General features: G+C 70.4%; 17 protein-coding genes. 11 read left to right on the forward strand and 6 right to left on the reverse strand.

Annotated elements, in window-relative coordinates; translation table 11 throughout:
- Window positions 1-52 precede the first annotated feature (52 nt).
- From ABZ576_RS25740 to ABZ576_RS25755, 4 genes are all read left to right on the forward strand, one after another.
- Window positions 53-568 carry a hypothetical protein gene (locus ABZ576_RS25740; protein WP_360745304.1) on the forward strand — a complete coding sequence of 172 codons (516 nt, stop codon included), beginning with the start codon at window positions 53-55 and terminating at the stop codon, window positions 566-568.
- Between the two features lie 168 nt (window positions 569-736).
- Window positions 737-1,585 carry a DUF4097 family beta strand repeat-containing protein gene (locus tag ABZ576_RS25745; RefSeq protein WP_360745307.1) on the forward strand — a complete coding sequence of 283 codons (849 nt, stop codon included), beginning with the start codon at window positions 737-739 and terminating at the stop codon, window positions 1,583-1,585.
- 123 nt (window positions 1,586-1,708) lie between these two features.
- The gene (locus ABZ576_RS25750; protein WP_360745310.1) at window positions 1,709-2,710 is read left to right on the forward strand and encodes an ATP-binding cassette domain-containing protein; all 1,002 of its coding nucleotides are present in this window, start codon (window positions 1,709-1,711) and stop codon (window positions 2,708-2,710) included.
- Window positions 2,711-2,805: 95 nt separating this feature from the next.
- The gene (locus tag ABZ576_RS25755; RefSeq protein WP_360745644.1) at window positions 2,806-3,558 is read left to right on the forward strand and encodes an ABC transporter permease; all 753 of its coding nucleotides are present in this window, start codon (window positions 2,806-2,808) and stop codon (window positions 3,556-3,558) included.
- 297 nt (window positions 3,559-3,855) lie between these two features.
- Here the strand turns inward: ABZ576_RS25755 and ABZ576_RS25760 are convergent, their stop codons facing one another.
- Window positions 3,856-4,557 carry a DUF5324 family protein gene (locus ABZ576_RS25760; protein WP_360745313.1) on the reverse strand — a complete coding sequence of 234 codons (702 nt, stop codon included), beginning with the start codon at window positions 4,555-4,557 and terminating at the stop codon, window positions 3,856-3,858.
- A gap of 278 nt (window positions 4,558-4,835) precedes the next feature.
- Between ABZ576_RS25760 and ABZ576_RS25765 the strand changes: the two genes are divergently transcribed.
- Window positions 4,836-5,366 (forward strand): peptidylprolyl isomerase, encoded by a 531-nt coding sequence (locus tag ABZ576_RS25765; RefSeq protein ID WP_360745316.1) that lies wholly within the window; start codon window positions 4,836-4,838, stop codon window positions 5,364-5,366.
- A 167-nt stretch (window positions 5,367-5,533) separates the two neighbouring features.
- Window positions 5,534-6,418: a rhomboid family intramembrane serine protease gene (locus ABZ576_RS25770; RefSeq protein WP_360745319.1), complete on the forward strand. Its 885-nt coding sequence runs from the start codon at window positions 5,534-5,536 to the stop codon at window positions 6,416-6,418.
- A 258-nt stretch (window positions 6,419-6,676) separates the two neighbouring features.
- Here ABZ576_RS25770 and crgA read toward each other — a convergent pair whose 3' ends face one another.
- The gene (crgA, locus tag ABZ576_RS25775) at window positions 6,677-6,931 is read right to left on the reverse strand and encodes a cell division protein CrgA (protein ID WP_360745322.1); all 255 of its coding nucleotides are present in this window, start codon (window positions 6,929-6,931) and stop codon (window positions 6,677-6,679) included.
- A 152-nt stretch (window positions 6,932-7,083) separates the two neighbouring features.
- Between crgA and ABZ576_RS25780 the strand changes: the two genes are divergently transcribed.
- From ABZ576_RS25780 to ABZ576_RS25800, 5 genes are all read left to right on the forward strand, one after another.
- Complete coding sequence (locus ABZ576_RS25780; protein ID WP_360745325.1) at window positions 7,084-7,875, forward strand: DUF881 domain-containing protein; 792 nt, start codon at window positions 7,084-7,086, stop codon at window positions 7,873-7,875.
- 185 nt (window positions 7,876-8,060) lie between these two features.
- The gene (locus tag ABZ576_RS25785) at window positions 8,061-8,222 is read left to right on the forward strand and encodes a hypothetical protein (RefSeq protein ID WP_360745328.1); all 162 of its coding nucleotides are present in this window, start codon (window positions 8,061-8,063) and stop codon (window positions 8,220-8,222) included.
- Entirely contained in the window at window positions 8,219-8,857 is a 639-nt protein-coding gene (locus ABZ576_RS25790) for an aminodeoxychorismate/anthranilate synthase component II (protein ID WP_360745331.1), read from the forward strand. The genes ABZ576_RS25785 and ABZ576_RS25790 overlap by 4 nt, the downstream gene beginning before the upstream one ends.
- On the forward strand, window positions 8,854-9,972 hold the full coding sequence (locus tag ABZ576_RS25795) for a class E sortase (protein WP_360745334.1): 1,119 nt from the start codon (window positions 8,854-8,856) through the stop codon (window positions 9,970-9,972). Before ABZ576_RS25790 ends, ABZ576_RS25795 begins: the two co-directional genes overlap by 4 nt.
- Window positions 9,973-9,999: 27 nt before the next feature.
- Window positions 10,000-10,749 carry a class E sortase gene (locus ABZ576_RS25800; protein WP_360745337.1) on the forward strand — a complete coding sequence of 250 codons (750 nt, stop codon included), beginning with the start codon at window positions 10,000-10,002 and terminating at the stop codon, window positions 10,747-10,749.
- 111 nt (window positions 10,750-10,860) lie between these two features.
- Here ABZ576_RS25800 and pknB read toward each other — a convergent pair whose 3' ends face one another.
- The 4 genes from pknB to ABZ576_RS25820 all read right to left on the reverse strand — a co-directional run bounded on the left by pknB (window position 10,861) and on the right by ABZ576_RS25820 (window position 17,626).
- Window positions 10,861-12,882 (reverse strand): Stk1 family PASTA domain-containing Ser/Thr kinase, encoded by a 2,022-nt coding sequence (gene pknB / locus ABZ576_RS25805; protein WP_360745340.1) that lies wholly within the window; start codon window positions 12,880-12,882, stop codon window positions 10,861-10,863.
- Between the two features lie 194 nt (window positions 12,883-13,076).
- Window positions 13,077-14,561 carry a penicillin-binding protein 2 gene (locus tag ABZ576_RS25810; RefSeq protein WP_360745343.1) on the reverse strand — a complete coding sequence of 495 codons (1,485 nt, stop codon included), beginning with the start codon at window positions 14,559-14,561 and terminating at the stop codon, window positions 13,077-13,079.
- Entirely contained in the window at window positions 14,558-16,009 is a 1,452-nt protein-coding gene (locus ABZ576_RS25815) for an FtsW/RodA/SpoVE family cell cycle protein (protein ID WP_360745346.1), read from the reverse strand. Before ABZ576_RS25815 ends, ABZ576_RS25810 begins: the two co-directional genes overlap by 4 nt.
- Window positions 16,010-16,036: 27 nt before the next feature.
- Window positions 16,037-17,626, reverse strand: coding sequence for a Stp1/IreP family PP2C-type Ser/Thr phosphatase (locus ABZ576_RS25820; RefSeq protein ID WP_360745647.1), 1,590 nt, complete (start codon window positions 17,624-17,626; stop codon window positions 16,037-16,039).
- Window positions 17,627-17,640 lie beyond the last annotated feature (14 nt).

Below are 17,640 nucleotides of genomic sequence, written 5' to 3' on the forward strand. Positions count from 1 at the left end.
GCCGGCGCCACAGTGGGTTGCGTTGGTGCCATTGTGGTGCCATGATGGCGTCATGGACCTCACCCCGTACATCGACACCCTCCGCCGTGAACTCGCGGTGGCCGCCGAGGCCGGCGGCGAAGACGCCCGTGAGCTGGCCGAGAGGCTCACCGCTCCGCTGGAGTCGGCGACCCGGCTGACGATGCTCAACGTGCTCTCCGCCGCGATGGACGAGATCACCCGTGAACTCGCCCCCGGTTCGGTCGATGTGCGGCTGCGCGGACTCGACCCCGATTTCGTGGTGACGCCGCCGTCCGGTGGCGGCGGCCGGGCGGAGCCCGCGGCGCCCGCCGAGCCGCTCAGGGCACCGGCCCCCGTCGAGGGCGACGAGGGCGGCACCGCCCGCGTCAACCTGCGGCTGCCGGCCCACCTCAAGACCCGTGCCGAGGAGGCCGCGAGCCGCGAGGGCCTGTCGGTCAACGCGTGGCTGGTGCGGGCCGTGTCGGCCGCGGTCGAGGGCGGCACCCGGCCGCGTACGGCGGAGAAGAGCCAGAGCGTCGGGCAGAGCTTCACGGGCTGGGTGCGCTGACCGCGCCCACACCCGCACCCGCACCCCGCACCACTGCACCCCGCGCACTGAAACCCCGCACCCCGCACCACTGCACCGCTGCACCCCGCACCACTGCCACCCCCACCACTTCACCCACCACGTCCCACCAGCGGGGACGCCATGTAGACCCAAGAGGACGGGACAGTCATGCCTTCTTTCGACACCCCCGAAGCGATCTCGGCCACGGCGCGCGTGGAGGCCGGCTCCATCCAGTTCACCGCGGGCGACCGCCACGACACCGTCGTCGAGGTGCGGCCCCGCGACCCGAAGAAGGACCTCGACGTGCGGGCGGCCGAGCAGACCGAGGTCACGTACGTGAGCGGCGTACTGAACGTCACGACGCCCAAGCCCCACCTGTTCGGGCTCGGCCGCACCGGGACCGTCGACATCACGGTCGAACTGCCCGCCGGTTCACGGGTCGACGTCACGGGCTCCTGGGCCCAGGTGCTCGGCGAGGGCCGGCTCGGCGAGGTCCGCGTGAAGACCTCGGCCGGTGATGTCCGCTTCGACACGACCGGTCCCCTCCAACTGACCGCCTCGCACGGCTCGATCACCGTGGACCGGGTCGAGGGCATGGCCGAGATCACCACCAGCTCCGGCAGTGTGCGCGTCGGCCTCGTCGACGGCCCCGCCGTCCTGAAGAACTCGCACGGCACCACGACCGTCGGCGCGGCCACCGGTGAGCTGCGGGTGAGCGGCGCCAACGGCGACATCGAGATCCGGCGCGCCGAGGACTCGGTCACCGCCACCACCGCCCACGGCACCCTGCGGGTGGCCGAGGTGGCGCGCGGGACCGTCCAGTTGGAGACCCACTACGGCGCCATCGACATCGGCGTCCGGGCGGGCACGGCCGCCTGGCTCGACGTCAGTTCCGAGTCCGGCCAGGTGCGCAACGCGCTCGCCGCGTCCGGCGCCCCGGAGGAGACCGAGGACACCGTCAAGGTCCGCGCCCGCACCCGCTTCGGCAACATCGACATCCGCCGCGCCAAGGTCTGAGGCGGCTCGCCGGGCCGGATCGCGGGCCCGGAGACACGGACCTCGCCGTCGTCCGGCCGGATCAGGCCCTGAGCGCCGCCGGGCGCCGCCCCCACCCATTCCAGCCTCCGAACGGAGGGCCCCATGGCCAAGTCTGTCATGTCCACGTCCACCGAGACGGTCGGTGGGCAGTCGCCCGTCGCCGTCTCCGCCACCGGTCTGCGCAAGTCGTACGGCGACAAGACCGTGCTCGACGGCATCGATCTGCGGATCCCGGCCGGTTCCGTGTTCGCGCTGCTCGGACCCAACGGCGCGGGCAAGACCACCGTCGTGAAGATCCTGTCCACGCTCATCGGCGCCGACGGCGGGCAGGTCCGGGTCGCGGGCCACGACCTCGCCGCCGACCCGCAGGCCGTACGGGCCGCGATCGGTGTCACCGGGCAGTTCTCCGCCGTCGACGGGCTGATCACCGGCGAGGAGAACATGCTCCTCATGGCGGACCTGCACCACCTCTCCAAGCGGGAGGGACGCCGGGTCACCGCCGACCTGCTGGAGCGGTTCGACCTCACCGCGGCCGCGACGAAGCCGGCCTCGACCTATTCCGGCGGTATGAAGCGCCGCCTCGACATCGCGATGACGCTGGTCGGCAGCCCGCGGATCATCTTCCTGGACGAGCCGACCACCGGCCTCGACCCGCGCTCGCGGCACAGCATGTGGCAGATCATCCGCGAGCTCGTCACGGACGGCGTCACCGTCTTCCTCACCACGCAGTACCTGGAGGAGGCCGACGAACTGGCCGACCGCATCGCCGTGCTCAACGACGGCAGGATCGCCGCCGAGGGCACCGCCGAGGAGCTGAAGCGGCTCGTCCCCGGCGGGCACATCCGGCTCCGCTTCACCGACCCGGCCGCCTACCGGAGCGCCGCCTCCGCGCTGCGCGAGGCCACCCGGGACGACGCCGCCCTCACGCTGCACATCCCCAGCGACGGCAGCCAGCGCGAGTTGCGCTCCGTCCTGGACTGGCTGGACTCGGTCGGCATCGAGGCCGACGAGCTGACCGTGCACACCCCCGACCTCGACGACGTCTTCTTCGCCCTGACCGACGGTGCCGGCGTCCCCGACCAGCGCAAGGAGACCACCCGATGAGCGCCCGCCCGGCCCCCCTCGCCCCCGCCCGCCCCGGCCTCCCGGCTCCCGCCCGCCCCACGCGGATCCCGCTCGCCGTGCGCGACTCCGCCACGATGCTGCGGCGCAACCTGCTGCACGTGCGGCGCTACCCGTCGCTGACGCTGAACCTGCTGCTCACACCGGTCATGCTGTTGCTGCTCTTCGTCTACATCTTCGGCGACGTGATGAGCGCCGGCATCGGGGGCGGCGGGGCGGACCGGAGCGACTACCTCGCCTATCTCGTCCCGGGCATCCTGATGCTGACCATCGGCGGCACCACGATCGGCAGCGCGGTGTCCGTCGCCACCGACATGACCGAGGGCATCATCGCCCGCTTCCGCACGATGGCGATCCACCGCGGGTCGGTGCTCATCGGGCACGTCGTCGGCAGCGTGCTGCAGTGCGTGATGAGCGTGGTCCTCGTCGGGGCCGTCGCGGTGGCCATCGGCTTCCGGGCCACGGACGCCACCGCGCTGGAGTGGATCCTGGCGGTGGGGCTGCTGACGCTCGTCGCCCTGGCGCTCACCTGGATCGCCGTCGGGATGGGCCTGTCCAGCCCGAACGCCGAGGCGGCCAGCAACAGCGCCCTGCCGCTGATGGTCCTGCCACTGCTGTCCAGCGCCTTCGTGCCGATCGACGCCATGCCGGGCTGGTTCCGGCCGGTCGCCGAGTACCAGCCGTTCACCCCGGCCATCGAGACGCTGCGCGGGCTGCTGCTCGGCACCGGCATCGGCCACAACGGGTGGCTGGCCGTCGCCTGGTGCCTGGGACTCGCGGTGCTCGGCTACTTCTGGTCGACCGCGAAGTTCGACGCAGGCTCCGAGTAGGGGGCCGACGGCGCGGGCCGCTTCCCGTGCCGGGCACCACCGAGGGCGGCGTACTCCGGCACCGCGCCGGCGTACGCCGCCCGGCCGTGTGCGGCGGCTCAGGTGAAGGCCGGGTCGAAGCGGCCGTAATGCCGTTGCTCCGCATCCACACTACTCAGTTGCCCCCGCGGCCAGGTCTATCAGCTGTGCCACCGCAATGGCGTGCACGGCGCACCTCGCGGCGCATTCACGGTGACGGGCCCCCTCCCGCCCGAGGAACGGGGCGGGAGAGGGCCCGACGAGGGGTACACGGCCGGCCTACGCCTGATCGTCGCGGTCCGCCGCGTCCTCCTCGGCCTGCTTCGCCTGCACCTCGGGATCCAGCCCCGAAGCACCCGTGCCGTCCACCGCGGTGATCCGCGGTGCGTCCGGCACCTCCGTCGCCGCGGGCGGCTCCACCAGCCAGTCCGGGTTGGCCTGCTTGTCCCACCACTTCCAGGCCGCGAAGGCGCCGCCCGCCACGACGGTCAGCAGCCCGAGCGCCTTGACGGCACGGCCCGCCCGGCACCGCCGCTCATTGCGCCGGGCCAGCTTCTGGATCTGCTGCGCCGAGACCTGCCCCCGCAGCGCGGCCAGAGCGGCCGCGCCCCGCGCGGCAGCCTCCTCACGCACCGGAGCCGCCGCGGCAACGGCATGCTCGATCCTCGGACGCGAATACTCGGCGGCCTGCCGGGCGGCCTTACGGGTACGGACGGCAGCCTCCTGCGCGGCCAGGTCCACCTTCGGCGGCACATGCGCGCGGGCCTGTTCCAGCCGTGGGGCGAGCCGGGCGTCGTACTGCACGCGGGCCTGCTCCGCGGCCTGCGACACCACGGGCGCCAGCCGTACGCGTGCCTCCTGCGCGTAGTACGCGGCACGCTCCTTGGCCGTGTCGGCGTAAGGCGCCACCACTTCCGCGGCGTGCAGCACGCTGTCCTTCGCCGAGCCGGTCGCGGCGCGCACGCTGTCGATGCGGGTCACGGGTTCCTCCTCCTCGGTGGCGTACGGTATTTCGACTTTCCACCCTTTTACGGATCATGCCTGCCGACGAGCCATGCGGCATGCGCGGACGGGCATCCGGGTGCCGATCACCCCATCCAGCATTATTCAGGGCAAAAAGGGCCCGTCGTCGACACTGCCACGAATCACCGGCGCGCGCCGCCCCACCACCGCACGCCACGACCGCCCGACGACGCCGGGCCGGGTCCGTGCAAGGATCGAAGCGTCGCGGCGGACGACACGAAAACGGAAGGCAGACCGTGGCCGAGCAGCTGTATGCCACCTTCAAGACCACCCTCGGCGACATCGAGGTCCGGCTCTTCCCGCTGCACGCCCCCGTCACGGTCAGAAACTTCATCGAGCTCGCCCGCGGCGAACGCGAGTGGACCCACCCCGGCACCGGCCGCAGAAGCAGAACCCCGCTCTACGACGGCACGGTCTTCCACTCCGTCATGGAGGGCTTCATGATCCAGGGCGGCGACCCGCTCGGGAACGGCATCGGCGGCCCCGGCTACGGCTTCGAGGACGAGATCCACCCCGACCTCACCTTCGGCACCCCCTACGTGCTGGCCATGGCGAACGCCGGACCGGGCACCAACGGCTCGCAGTTCTTCATCACCGTCACCCCGAGCACCTGGCTGAACGGCAAGCGCACCATCTTCGGCGAGGTCACCGGCCCGGCGGGACGGAAGGTCGTCGACGCCATCGCACGCGTGCCCACCGGACGCAACGACCGCCCACTGGAGGACATCGTCCTCAAGACGGTGGTCGTCGACGTACGCGAGAGCTGAGACCCGGCGCCGCGCGGCCGGGGAGAACCGGCACCACGGACCCGGGAAGGGAACCAAACGCCCCCCTCGTCCGTAAAGATGAGCGAGCGGCACCACACCCGCGGAGCAGCACGGCTGCGCGGACGGACAGCCACCGACCGACCACGACACCAGCAAGGGGAGCCCTGATGGACCAGGCCGCAGGGAGCGCGCAGGACGCCCGGAGCGTGCCCGTGTGCTACCGGCACCCGGACCGCGAGACCGGCGTGCGCTGCACCCGCTGCGACCGGCCCATCTGCCCGGAGTGCATGGTCAGTGCCTCGGTCGGCTTCCAGTGCCCCGACTGCGTCCGCGACGGCTCCGGCACCGGACACGCCCCCGGGGCGTCCCGGCCCCGCACGCTCGCCGGCGGCACGGTCGCGGCCGACCCCCGCCTGCTCACCAAGATCCTCATCGGGATCAACCTGGCGGTGTTCGTCGCGATCCAGGCCGACCGCTCGCTCCTGGAACACGTGGTGCTCTACGGCGCCTGGCCGCCCAAGCCGTTCGCACCGACCTCCGGCGTCGCCGACGGCGAGTGGTACCGCTTCGTGACGTCGATGTTCGCGCACCAGGAGTACTGGCACATCGCCTTCAACATGCTCAGCCTGTGGTGGATCGGCGGCCCCCTCGAAGCGGCCCTCGGACGCACCCGCTACCTGGCCGTCTACCTCGTCTCCGGACTGGCCGGCGGCGCGCTGACCTACCTGCTCACCGCCCCGGCGACCCCCTCGCTGGGCGCCTCGGGCGCGATCTTCGGCCTGTTCGGTGCCACCGCCGTGCTGATGCGCCGGCTCAACTACGACATGCGGCCGGTCATCGCGCTGCTGGTGATCAACCTGATCATCACCTTCGGCTGGGGCAGCATCTCGTGGCAGGCGCACATCGGCGGTCTCGTCGCCGGTGTCGTCACCGGGTACGCGATGGTCCACGCGCCGCGCGAGAAGCGGGCGCTGGTGCAGTACGGCACCTGTGCCGTCGTCCTGGCCCTGTCGGTGGCGCTCGTGCTGGTCAGGACCGCTCAGCTCACCTGATTCCGAACCGTTGTCCACAGCCTGTGGCGGATCCTGTGCGCGCTGTGCGGGCACAGCTGTGCCCCCTGTCGCTCGGATGTGTTTCCGCAGGTGGGACAGGGGGCGAACGGGTGTCTGAGGGATGCGGGACCAGTCACACCGGCGTCAACACCCGATGAGTTATCCACAGATCGTCTTTCTTTTCCCCATGTGGAAAAAGGCTGTGGATAACTCAGTGGATAGCCGTGGGCAGAGCTGTGGCCGGTCGGCCGGTCCGGCTCACTTCCACTGCGTGGAGACACCGAAACCGGCGGCGATGAAGCCGAAGCCGACCACGATGTTCCAGTTGTCCAGGCTGTCGACCGGCAGGGAACCGTCGGTCACGTAGAAAACGACGATCCAGGCCAGGCCGATGAGGAACATGGCCAGCATGACCGGCGCGACCCAGGCGCGGTTGGTGAGCTTGATGGCCTGCGCCTGCTTCGCCGGAGGCGGCGTGAAGTCGGCCTTCTTGCGGATACGTGACTTCGGCACGAGGGTCTCTCCTGTCGATGCGCTGCGTGGCCGCGCAGGTAACTGGGTCGGGCTCGGGGCAGCGTACAAGGGGCCAAGATGACGACTCTGTGTGCTCCCCCGGGCGTCCGTTAGCGTAGTGCTTCCGTGGCGCTGAAGGAGATAAGGGTACGTTGAGCAATTCTGCCGACTCCCCCGGGACGGGATCAACGGGTTCCGGCCCCGTCCGCCCGCGACCGCGTTTCCGGCCGGTGCGGGTGCTCACGGCGGCCGTCTTCGCCCTCGCCGGGCTGATCTTCTTCACCAGCTTCGACACGGCCAAGGGCACCGACATCCGTCAGGACGGCTCGCTGCTGAAGCTGTCCGACCTCATCCAGCAGCGCAGCCGCAAGAACAAGGAACTGGACGAGTCCAACGCCACCCTGCGCGACAGCGTCGAGTCGCTCGCCGAGAGCGACGACGGCAGCACCAGGGCCGAGGACGAGCGGCTGGGCCGGCTGGAGAAGAACGCGGGCACGCGGAAGCTGACGGGCGAGGCGATCACCGTCACCCTGGACGACGCCCCGCCGAACGCCACCGCCAAGCTCCCCGGCTACCCCGAGCCGCAGCCCGACTACCTGGTCATCCACCAGCAGGACCTGCAGGCCGTGGTGAACGCGCTGTGGCAGGGCGGCGCCCGGGGCATCAAGGTGATGGACCAGCGGCTGATCTCCACCAGCGCGGTGCGCTGCGTCGGCAACACGCTCATCCTGCAGGGCCGGGTGTACTCACCGCCGTACAAGATCACGGCCGTCGGGGAGCCGGAGCGGCTGAAGCGGGCGCTCGCGGAGAGCAAGGCCATCCAGACCTACATGGTCTACGTGAACGTCTACGGCCTCGGCTGGAGAGTCACCGACGACGGGACGGTCACGCTCCCCGGTTACTCCGGCACCGTGGACCTGCACTACGCCAAGCCCGTGGAGTAGGCCGTGCCGACCGCCGTTGAGGCGATCGGTTCCGTCCCCCGTACCTCCGGGTACACACGTCCGGTGGTCCGGTCGCCCCTCGATTCCGCACAGCTTGTGGAGGCAGGCGAACGGAGGGCCCTGCGCCGTTAGTCTGGTGACGTACGGCGTGGGTCTGGTGCCGTAGGGGTTACGGAAGGGACGGCATGTACGGCTGGATCTGGCGGCATCTGCCGGGCAACGCGTGGGTGAAGGCACTCGTCTCGCTCGCTCTGGTCCTGGCCGTGGTCTACGTCCTCTTCCAGTACGTCTTCCCGTGGGCCGAGCCGCTGCTGCCCTTCAACGATGTGACGGTGGACAACCAGTGAGTGCGCGGATTCTCGTCGTCGACAACTACGACAGCTTCGTCTTCAACCTCGTCCAGTACCTGTACCAGCTGGGCGCCGAGTGCGAGGTGCTGCGCAACGACGAGGTGTCGACGGCGCACGCCCAGGACGGCTTCGACGGCGTGCTGCTCTCGCCGGGCCCCGGCACGCCCGAGGAGGCCGGGGTGTGCGTGGACATGGTCCGGCACTGCGCGTCGACCGGCGTGCCGGTCTTCGGCGTGTGCCTCGGCATGCAGTCGATGCAGGTGGCGTACGGCGGTGTGGTCGACCGGGCGCCGGAGCTGCTGCACGGCAAGACCTCCCTGGTCGAGCACGAGGGCAGGGGCGTCTTCGCGGGTCTGCCGTCGCCGTTCACGGCGACGCGCTACCACTCGCTGGCGGCCGAGCCCGCGACCGTGCCGGCGGAGCTGGAGGTGACGGCCCGGACGCGGGACGGGATCATCATGGGTCTGCGCCACCGGGAACTGCCCGTGGAGGGCGTGCAGTTCCATCCCGAGTCGGTGCTGACCGAGCACGGTCACCTGATGCTGGCCAACTGGCTGGAGGAGTGCGGCGACCGCGGTGCCGTGGCGAGGTCGGCGGGGCTCGCCCCGGTGGTGGGCAGGGCCACGGCGTGACCGCGCTGCGCCCCGAGCGCGAGGACGTGTACGGCGGGGGGCCGTACGAGTCCTCCGGCGGTGCGCGGTCGCACGGGGCGCGCCGGCAGGATCCGCCGACGGCCCCGTTGCCCCGGGTGGTCGAGGGGACGGGGCGGGGCGCCGCCGCGGAGCCGACGGTGCCGCCGGCCGCCGCCGACGAGGAGACGATGGCGCTGCGGATCGCGGACGTCGCGGGATCCGGATCCCTCCGTGGTGCCACACGGTCCTCTGCGGCGTCGTCGGACGCCGCAGCCGGAGGAGGCACGCCCGGCGGCCGCGCGGCCCGCAGGAAGGCCGCCAAGCGGCGTGGCGGGCGTCGGCGCGGCGCTGCCCGGGCGACGACGGTTGCGGCTCCGGCGGAGCGGGATCCGCAGCGGCCGCTGACCCGGGTGGAGGCCCGGCGCCAGGCCCGGCTGCGCAAGCCGAGTCCGGCGACGCTGGCGAGCCGGGCCATCGGCGAGGTGTTCATCACCACGGGTGTGCTGATGCTGCTGTTCGTCACCTACCAGCTGTGGTGGACCAACGTCCGCGCGCACGCGCAGGCCGGCAGCGAGACGCACCAGCTCCAGGACGACTGGGCCAGCGGGAAGCGCAGTCCGGGCGTGTTCGAGCCGGGTCAGGGCTTCGCCATCCTGCACATCCCCAAGCTGGACGTGGTGGCGCCCATCGCGGAGGGCATCAGCAACAAGCGGGTGCTCGACAAGGGCATGGTCGGGCACTACGGCGAGGCCCCGCTGAAGACGGCGATGCCGCAGGCGAGGACGGGGAACTTCGGTCTGGCGGCGCACCGCAACACGCACGGGGAGCCGTTCCGGTACATCAACCGGCTCACGCCCGGTGACGCGGTCGTGGTCGAGACGCAGGACACGTATTTCGTGTACAAGGTGACCTCGATGCTTCCGGTGACACCGCCGTCCAACACCAGTGTGCTGGACCCGGTACCGCCGGGCTCCGGCTTCACCGAGCCGGGCCGCTACATCACCCTCACCACCTGTACGCCGGAGTTCACCAGCAAGTACCGGTTGATCGTCTGGGGCAAGATGGTGCAGGAACGGCCGCGCAGCAAGGGCAAGCCGGACGCGCTCATCGAGTAGGGCTCATCGAGTAAGGGCAAGGGAACTGTGGCAGCGACCGCCGACGAGACCGAAGAGACCACGGACCCGCCCGAGCCGGAGCCGGCGGCGCCGCGGCGCCCGGGCCGGGTCGCGCTGGCGGTCAGTGTCTTCGGGGAACTCCTCATCACGGCGGGTGTCGTGCTCGGCCTGTTCGTCGTCTACTCGCTGTGGTGGACGAACGTGATAGCCGACCGCAAGGCGGCCCGGGAGGGCGACAGGGTCCGCGAGCACTGGGCGCAGCAGCGGGAGTCCGGTCCCGGCGCGCTCGACACCCAGGACGGCATCGGCTTCCTGCACGTGCCGGCGATGGGGAACGGCGAGGTGCTGGTCGAGAAGGGCACGGGCGCGGACGTCCTCAACGACGGTGTGGCCGGCTACTACACCCAGCCGGTGCGGGCGGCACTGCCCACGGACGGCAAGGACGGCAACTTCTCCCTCGCCGCGCACCGGGATGGCCACGGCGCGAAGTTCCACAACATCGACAAGCTGGAGAAGGGCGACTCGATCGTCTTCGAGACGCGGGACGACTGGTACGTCTACAAGGTGTACTCGGTGCTGCCGGAAACCTCGAAGTACAACGTCGAGGTCTTGGCGCCGGTCCCGGAAGAGTCCGGCAGGAAGAAGCCGGGCCGCTACATCACCCTGACGACGTGCACACCGGTGTACACGAGCCGCTACCGCTACGTGGTGTGGGGCGAGCTGGTCCGCGTGGAGAAGGTGGACGGCGAGCGGACGCCCCCGGAGGAACTGCGGTGAGCTGACCGGCCTCCTGCGGCGGCCCCAATGCAGCCGCCCGGGTCCGGGCCGGCACACGTGGGCCCCGGCCGGATGGTCCGGCCGGGGCCCACGCGTATCCGTCGGCGGGTGTCAGCCGCTGGTGCCACCGAAGAAGTCGGGGCCGCCGTCGTTGCCGTTCCCGCCGTCGTTGCCGTTGCCGCCGTTGCCGAAGCCGACGGTCGTCAGGGTGATGGTGGTGCCGGCCGGGTCGTCCACCTGGTCGTTCTGCTTCGGGTCCTGGGCGGCGACGATCGCGGTGTCGCTGCTGTCGCTGCCCTGCGCGAACTGGATGTTCGTGAAGCCCGCCGCGTTCAGGATCTGCCGGGCCACGGCGACCGTGCGGCCGCGGACGTCCGGGACCTGGGTCTTCTGCTGTTCCTGCGCCTTGCCGACGTTGATCGCGACCGGCGTGTTCTTGGAGACCTGCTGGCCCGCCGCCGGGTTGGTGCTCTGGACCTTGCCGTTCTGGCCGGGGTCGGTCACCGGGGTGTCGTTGCACGTCGGCGCCAGACCCTTGGCCTGGAGTTCGGCCTTGGCCTCGTCACAGCTCTTGCCGGTGACGTCGGGGACCGTGATCTTCTGCTCGGCCTTGGCGACCGTGAGGGTGATCGTGGTGCCCTTCTCGACCTCCTTGCCGAGGCTCGGGTCCTGCTCCAGTACCGTGCCGGGTTCCTCCGTCGAGATCTTCTCTTCCTTCTCGACGTTGAACTGGTACTTGTCGCCCTCCAGGGTCGCCTTGGCGTCGGTGAAGCTCTGGCCGAGGACACTGGGCACCGCCACCTTCGGCGCCCCCGTGGAGACGACGAGGTTGACCGTGGTGCCCTTGTCGACCTTGCTGCCCTGTTGCGGGTCCTGGCGGCAGACGTTGCCCGTGACCTGGTTCTCGCACTCCTTCTTGGTGATCGAGAGCTTCAGGTCGACGTTGTCGGCCATCTTCTCGGCCCGCTTCTGGGAGTTGCCCACGAACGCCGGCACGGTCACCTGGCCCTCGCCCGCGCCGTCGCCGCTGAACGCCCACTTGCCGATCAGGATCGCGCCGACCAGGACCAGCAGGCCCGCCACCACCAGCAGGATCGTGGAGGTGTTGGACTTCTTCTGCTGGCGGCGGCGGTCCGGCCGGTCGTCGTAGCCGTAGCCGCCGTCGTCGGCGTTCATGGGCGGGAGCATGGCGGTGGCCCCCGCGGCCGACTCCTGGCGCATGGCGGTCGTCGGCTGGTCGTCGGGGTAGCCGCCGTAGCCCACCGCGCCCATCGCGGCCGTGGCCGCGACCGGCTGGCCGTCCAGGCACGCCTCGATGTCGGCGCGCATCTCGTCGGCCGACTGGTAGCGGTAGTTCGGGTCCTTGACCAGCGCCTTCAGGACGATCGCGTCCATCTCGGGCGTGATCTCGGGGTCGAAGACCGACGGGGGCTGGGGTTCCTCGCGGACGTGCTGGTAGGCCACGGCCACCGGTGAGTCGCCCACGAAGGGGGGCCGCACCGTCAGCAGCTCGTACAGCAGGCAGCCGGTCGAGTAGAGGTCCGAGCGGGCGTCGACCTGTTCGCCCTTGGCCTGCTCGGGCGACAGGTACTGGGCCGTGCCGATCACGGCTGCCGTCTGGGTCATGGTCATGCCGGCGTCGCCCATGGCCCGGGCGATGCCGAAGTCCATCACCTTGACCTGGCCGTTGCGGGTCAGCATGACGTTGGCCGGCTTGATGTCGCGGTGGACGATGCCGTTGCGGTGTGCGTACTCCAGGCCCTGGAGGATGCCGATGGTCATCTCCATCGCGCGCTCGGGCAGCAGTTTGCGGCCGGAGTGCAGCAGCTCACGGAGGGTGGAACCGTCGACGTACTCCATCACGATGTACGGGATGGAGACCCCGTCGATGTAGTCCTCGCCCGTGTCGTAGACCGCGACGATCGCGGGATGGTTGAGCGAGGCGGCCGACTGGGCCTCCCGGCGGAACCGGGCCTGGAAGGACGGGTCGCGCGCGAGGTCCGCGCGCAGCGTCTTCACCGCCACGGTGCGGCCGAGGCGGGAGTCATGCGCGAGGTAGACCTCCGCCATGCCACCGCGGCCGAGCACCTGGCCCAGCTCGTACCGGCCGCCGAGGCGACGCGGCTCTTCCATAGCTACCTACCAGCCCTCTCCGTCGGTCTCGGCCGCGCCCCTGTGCGCGGCCGGAGGCGCTGCCGTCCGGGCCTACCGTACCCGGCTCGCTCCGTGTGACCTGGCCAAGCCCGTAACCCGATACAGGACCGGTATCGCAACGTGCGGCGATGTGAAAGTGATGTGAGCGGCGTCACTTCGGGTGATCGGTGAGGTCACTTCTCGGAGTCGATGACCGCCTCCATGACGTTCTTCGCGATCGGTGCGGCCAGGCCGCCACCGGAGATGTCGTCACGGTTGGCGCCCTCGTCCTCGATCACCACGGCGACGGCGACCGGCGAGCTGCCGTCCCCGAGCTTGGCGTAGGAGATGAACCAGGCGTAGGGGTTCTCGCTGTTCTCGACGCCGTGCTGAGCGGTACCGGTCTTGCCGCCGACCCGGACGCCGCTGATCTGCGCGTTCTTGCCGGTGCCCTTCTCGACCACCGTCTGCATCATGTCCTGCAGGATCTGCGCGTTCTGCGGCGACAGCGGCCGGCTCATCTCCTCCGGCTCGGTCTTGGCGACCGGGTCCAGGTTGGAGGACTGCAGCGAGTCGACCATGTACGGCTTCATCAGCTTGCCGTCGTTGGCGACGGCGGAGGCGACCATGGCCATCTGGAGCGGGGTGGCGGCGGTGTTGTACTGGCCGATGGAGGACAGCGCCGTCTGCGAGGGGTTCATGTTGTCGGAGAACACCGAGGCGTTGGCGCGGACCGGCGTGAACTGCTCGGAGTCGAAGCCGAACTTCTTCGCCATGGCGAGCATCTTGTCGTTGCCGAGGTCCGCACCGATCTTGCCGAAGACGGTGTTGCAGGAGTACTGGAGCGCGACCCGCATGGTCGCGTCCTTGCACGGGATGTTGCCCTCGTTCTTCAGCTCGGTCGTGGTGCCGGGCATGGTCCACGGCAGCGGTGTGTCGGTCTTCTGGTCGGCGGAGGTGTACTTGCCGTTCTCCAGCGCGGCCGCGGCCGTGACCACCTTGAAGGTGGAGCCCGGCGGGTAGGTCTCGCGCAGCGCCCGGTTCAGCATCGGGTCGTTGGGGTTGTACTTCTTCTGGAGCTTCTTCCAGGCCGCCGCGTCGTCGTTGCTGTTGCCGGCGAAGGACGAGGGGTCGTACGACGGGTAGGAGGCCAGCGCCAGTATCTTGCCGGTGGACGGCTCCAGGGCGACGACGGCGCCCTTGCCGCCCTGCCTGCGCAGGCCGTCGAAGGCGGCCTTCTGCGCGGCGGCGTTGAGCGTGGTGACGACGTTGCCGCCCTGCTGCTCCTTGCCGGTGATCATGTCGAGCGTCTTGCGGAAGAAGAGCCGGTCGTCGTTGCCGGTGAGGATGCCGTCCTCGATCGACTCCAGCTGGGTGGCACCGAAGGCCTGCGAGGCGTAGCCGGTGACCGGCGCCCACATGGGGCCGTTCTTGTAGGTGCGCTTGTACTTCAGGTCGTTCAGGCCGGTCTTGCTCGACTCGGCGGACCCGGTGATGGGATCGCCGTCGACGATGATGTCGCCGCGCGGGGTGGCGTAGCGGGCGATGGTGACGCGGCGGTTGTTCGGATCGTCCTTGAGGCTGTCGGCCTTCACGTACTGGAGGTAGTTGTCCCGCAGGAGCAGGGTCAGCACGAGGAGGCCGCAGAAGATCGCGATCCGGCGCAGGGGCTTGTTCATGACGGGCGGACCACCTGGGTCATCTCGGCGTCGGGGTTGCTGGCGGGGGCGGGCGCCGGGCGGCGCGCGGTGTCGCTGATGCGGATGAGGATGCCGATCAGCGCCCAGTTGGCCAGCACGGAGGAGCCGCCGTACGCCATGAAGGGCATGGTCATACCGGTGAGGGGGATGAGGCCCATGACGCCGCCGGCCACCACGAAGACCTGGAGGGCGAAGGCGCCGGACAGGCCGATGGCGAGCAGTTTGCCGAAGGGGTCGCGGGCGGCGAGGGCGGTGCGCACGCCGCGTTCCACGATCAGGCCGTAGATCAGCAGGATCGCCATGATGCCGGCCAGGCCGAGTTCCTCGCCGAAGGTGGCGAGGATGAAGTCGGAGTTGGCGGCGAACCGGATCAGGTCGGAGTGGCCCTGCCCCCAGCCGGAACCGAGGGTGCCGCCGGAGCCGAAGGCCCACAGGGCCTGCATGGCCTGCTCGGAGTGGAGGATGCCGTCGTTGGCCCCGCTGCGGCTGAGCTGGTACTCCCGCATCGGGTCGAGCCAGGCCTGTACACGGGTCTGGATGTGGGGTTCGAAGCTCGCCACGCCGACGGCGCCGGCCGCGGACATCAGCAGACCGAAGACGATCCAGCTGGTCCGCTCGGTGGCGACGTACAGCATGATGACGAACATTCCGAAGAACAGCAGCGAGGTGCCGAGGTCGGTCTCGAAGACCAGGATGAGGATCGAGATCGCCCAGACGACCAGGATGGGGCCGAGGTCGCGGCCGCGCGGCAGGTACAGGCCCATGAAGCGGCGGCTGGCGAGGGCCAGGGCGTCCCGCTTGACCATCAGGTAGCCGGCGAAGAAGACCGCGAGGACGATCTTGGCGAACTCGCCGGGCTGGAGGGAGCCCAGGCCGGGGATGCGGATCCAGATCTTCGCGCCGTAGATGTTCGCCCCGAGGCCCGGCACCAGCGGCAGGATGAGCAGCACCAGGGCGCAGAACATCGAGATGTAGGTGTAGCGCTGGAGGACGCGGTGGTCCTTCAGGAAGATCAGCACCACGACGAACAGGGCGATGCCCAGCGCCGTGTACAGCAGCTGGCGGGGCGCGGCCGTGACGAAGTTCGGCAGCGACTGGAGCAGCTTGGACTGGTCCAGCCGCCAGATGCACACCAGCCCGAGCCCGTTGAGCAGGGTGGCCAGCGGCAGCAGCAGCGGGTCGGCGTACGGCGCGAACTTCCGTACGGCGAGGTGGGCCACTCCGGCCAGCAGGCCGAGGCCGAGGCCGTAGCTCAGCAGGCCGCCGGGGACCTGGCCGTCGAGGGCCAGGCCCACGTTGGCGTAGGCGAACACCGGGATGGCCACGGCGAAGACCAGCAGGGCCAGTTCGGTGTTGCGGCGGCTCGGGGCGCCGATGGCGCCGATGGTGGACGTGTGGTGCGTCGGCGAATTCGTAGTACTGCTCATCGTGTGACGGGGCCTCTCACCGCTTGCCTACTGCTTACCGCACAGCGAGACGACCTTCTGCTCATCCTCCGAGAGAGTGGGGCCGGGGCTGGGGGTCGCGGACGGGGTCGTGGACGGAGGCTTCGAAGGGGACGCCGGGTTGGTCGGTGACGTCTTCGAGGCCGACGGGTTCGGGGTGGGGGAAGCCTTGGTGAAGGCGGTCTGCGTGGCGGTACCGGTGGTGCCGCCGGTGCTCCCCGTGCCGCCGGTGCCCTCGGCCTTGTCCCGGCCGTTCTTGGCGTTCTTGCGTGCCTCTTCGGCGGCCTGGCGCTCGGCCTGCTTGCGGCAGGCGGACGCCTGCACGGCCAGCTCCTGGACCTTCGTCCGGGCCGCCTGGAGGCCGCCCTCCGCGATCGTGGCCTTCACCTGCTTCTGCTGGTACGGCGGCAGGTACTTGAGTTCGATCTCGGGGTGGTCCTTCTCCACCTTCGACAGCGACACCCAGGCCAGGTCCTGGCTGATCCCGCGGTACAGCGCGACGTGCTCGTCCTTGACGCCGACGAAGTACTGCGTCTGCGTCCAGCGGTAGCCGCCGTACAGCCCGCCGCCGAGCACGGCCAGGGCGAGGGCGCCGTAGAGCGAGGTCTTCAGCCATCTGCGCTGCTTGCGCGGCTTGGTGAAGTCGCCCTCGGCGTACTCGCCGAAGCCGCCGGCCGGGTCGTAGCCGGTGGTGTCGCCGGAGCCGGGCGGGCCGAACTCGCCGCCGCCGTGTCCCTGGCCCTGGCGGCCCAGGTGGGAGGCGCGGCCGGCCGGCGTCTGCATGATGCCGTTGTCGTGCAGGTGGTGCTGGTTCTCGGCGACCGCGCCGACGACGACCGGCTGGTCGGACAGCTGTCCGGCGAGGGTGTCGCCGGTGTCCAGGTCGAGCACGTCGGCGACGATGACCGTGATGTTGTCGGGGCCGCCGCCGCGCAGCGCGAGCTGGATCAGTTCCTGCACCGTCTCCTGCGGGCCCTGGTAGCTGGCGAGGGTCTCCTCCATCGTCTGGTGGGAGACCACGCCGGACAGGCCGTCGGAGCAGATCAGGTAGCGGTCGCCGGCCCGGACCTCGCGGATCGACAGGTCGGGTTCGACGTGGTCGCCGCTGCCGAGGGCGCGCATCAGCAGGGAGCGCTGCGGGTGGGTGGTGGCCTCTTCCTCGGTGATGCGGCCCTCGTCCACCAGACGCTGCACCCAGGTGTGGTCCTGGGTGATCTGGGTGAGGACACCGTCCCGCAGCAGGTACGCGCGCGAGTCGCCGACGTGCACCAGACCGAGCCGCTGGCCGGTCCACAGCAGTGCGGTGAGCGTGGTGCCCATGCCTTCGAGCTGGGGGTCCTCCTCCACCATGGCGCGCAGCTGGTCGTTGGCGCGCTGCACGGCCTGGCCGAGGGAGGTGAGGATGTCGGAGCCGGGCACGTCGTCGTCGAGCGTGACCAGGGTGGAGATGACCTCGGAGGAGGCGACCTCGCCGGCGGCCTGGCCGCCCATGCCGTCGGCGATGGCGAGCAGGCGCGGACCGGCGTAACCGGAGTCCTCGTTGCCCTCCCGGATCATGCCCTTGTGCGATCCGGCGGCAAAGCGCAGTGACAGACTCATGCCCACCTCGCCCG

The sequence above is a fragment of the Streptomyces sp. NPDC013455 genome (genome assembly GCF_040632975.1).
Classification (GTDB): domain Bacteria; phylum Actinomycetota; class Actinomycetes; order Streptomycetales; family Streptomycetaceae; genus Streptomyces.

Coding starts and splice junctions, on each gene's coding strand:
- ABZ576_RS25740 (WP_360745304.1), top strand. CDS start 53: ATGGACCTCACCCCGTACATCGACACCCTCCGCCGTGAACTCGCGGTG.
- ABZ576_RS25745 (WP_360745307.1), top strand. CDS start 737: ATGCCTTCTTTCGACACCCCCGAAGCGATCTCGGCCACGGCGCGCGTG.
- ABZ576_RS25750 (WP_360745310.1), top strand. CDS start 1,709: ATGGCCAAGTCTGTCATGTCCACGTCCACCGAGACGGTCGGTGGGCAG.
- ABZ576_RS25755 (WP_360745644.1), top strand. CDS start 2,806: ATGCTGCGGCGCAACCTGCTGCACGTGCGGCGCTACCCGTCGCTGACG.
- ABZ576_RS25770 (WP_360745319.1), top strand. CDS start 5,534: ATGGACCAGGCCGCAGGGAGCGCGCAGGACGCCCGGAGCGTGCCCGTG.
- ABZ576_RS25785 (WP_360745328.1), top strand. CDS start 8,061: ATGTACGGCTGGATCTGGCGGCATCTGCCGGGCAACGCGTGGGTGAAG.
- pknB (WP_360745340.1), bottom strand. CDS start 12,882: ATGGAAGAGCCGCGTCGCCTCGGCGGCCGGTACGAGCTGGGCCAGGTG.
- ABZ576_RS25810 (WP_360745343.1), bottom strand. CDS start 14,561: ATGAACAAGCCCCTGCGCCGGATCGCGATCTTCTGCGGCCTCCTCGTG.
- ABZ576_RS25815 (WP_360745346.1), bottom strand. CDS start 16,009: ATGAGCAGTACTACGAATTCGCCGACGCACCACACGTCCACCATCGGC.
- ABZ576_RS25820 (WP_360745647.1), bottom strand. CDS start 17,626: ATGAGTCTGTCACTGCGCTTTGCCGCCGGATCGCACAAGGGCATGATC.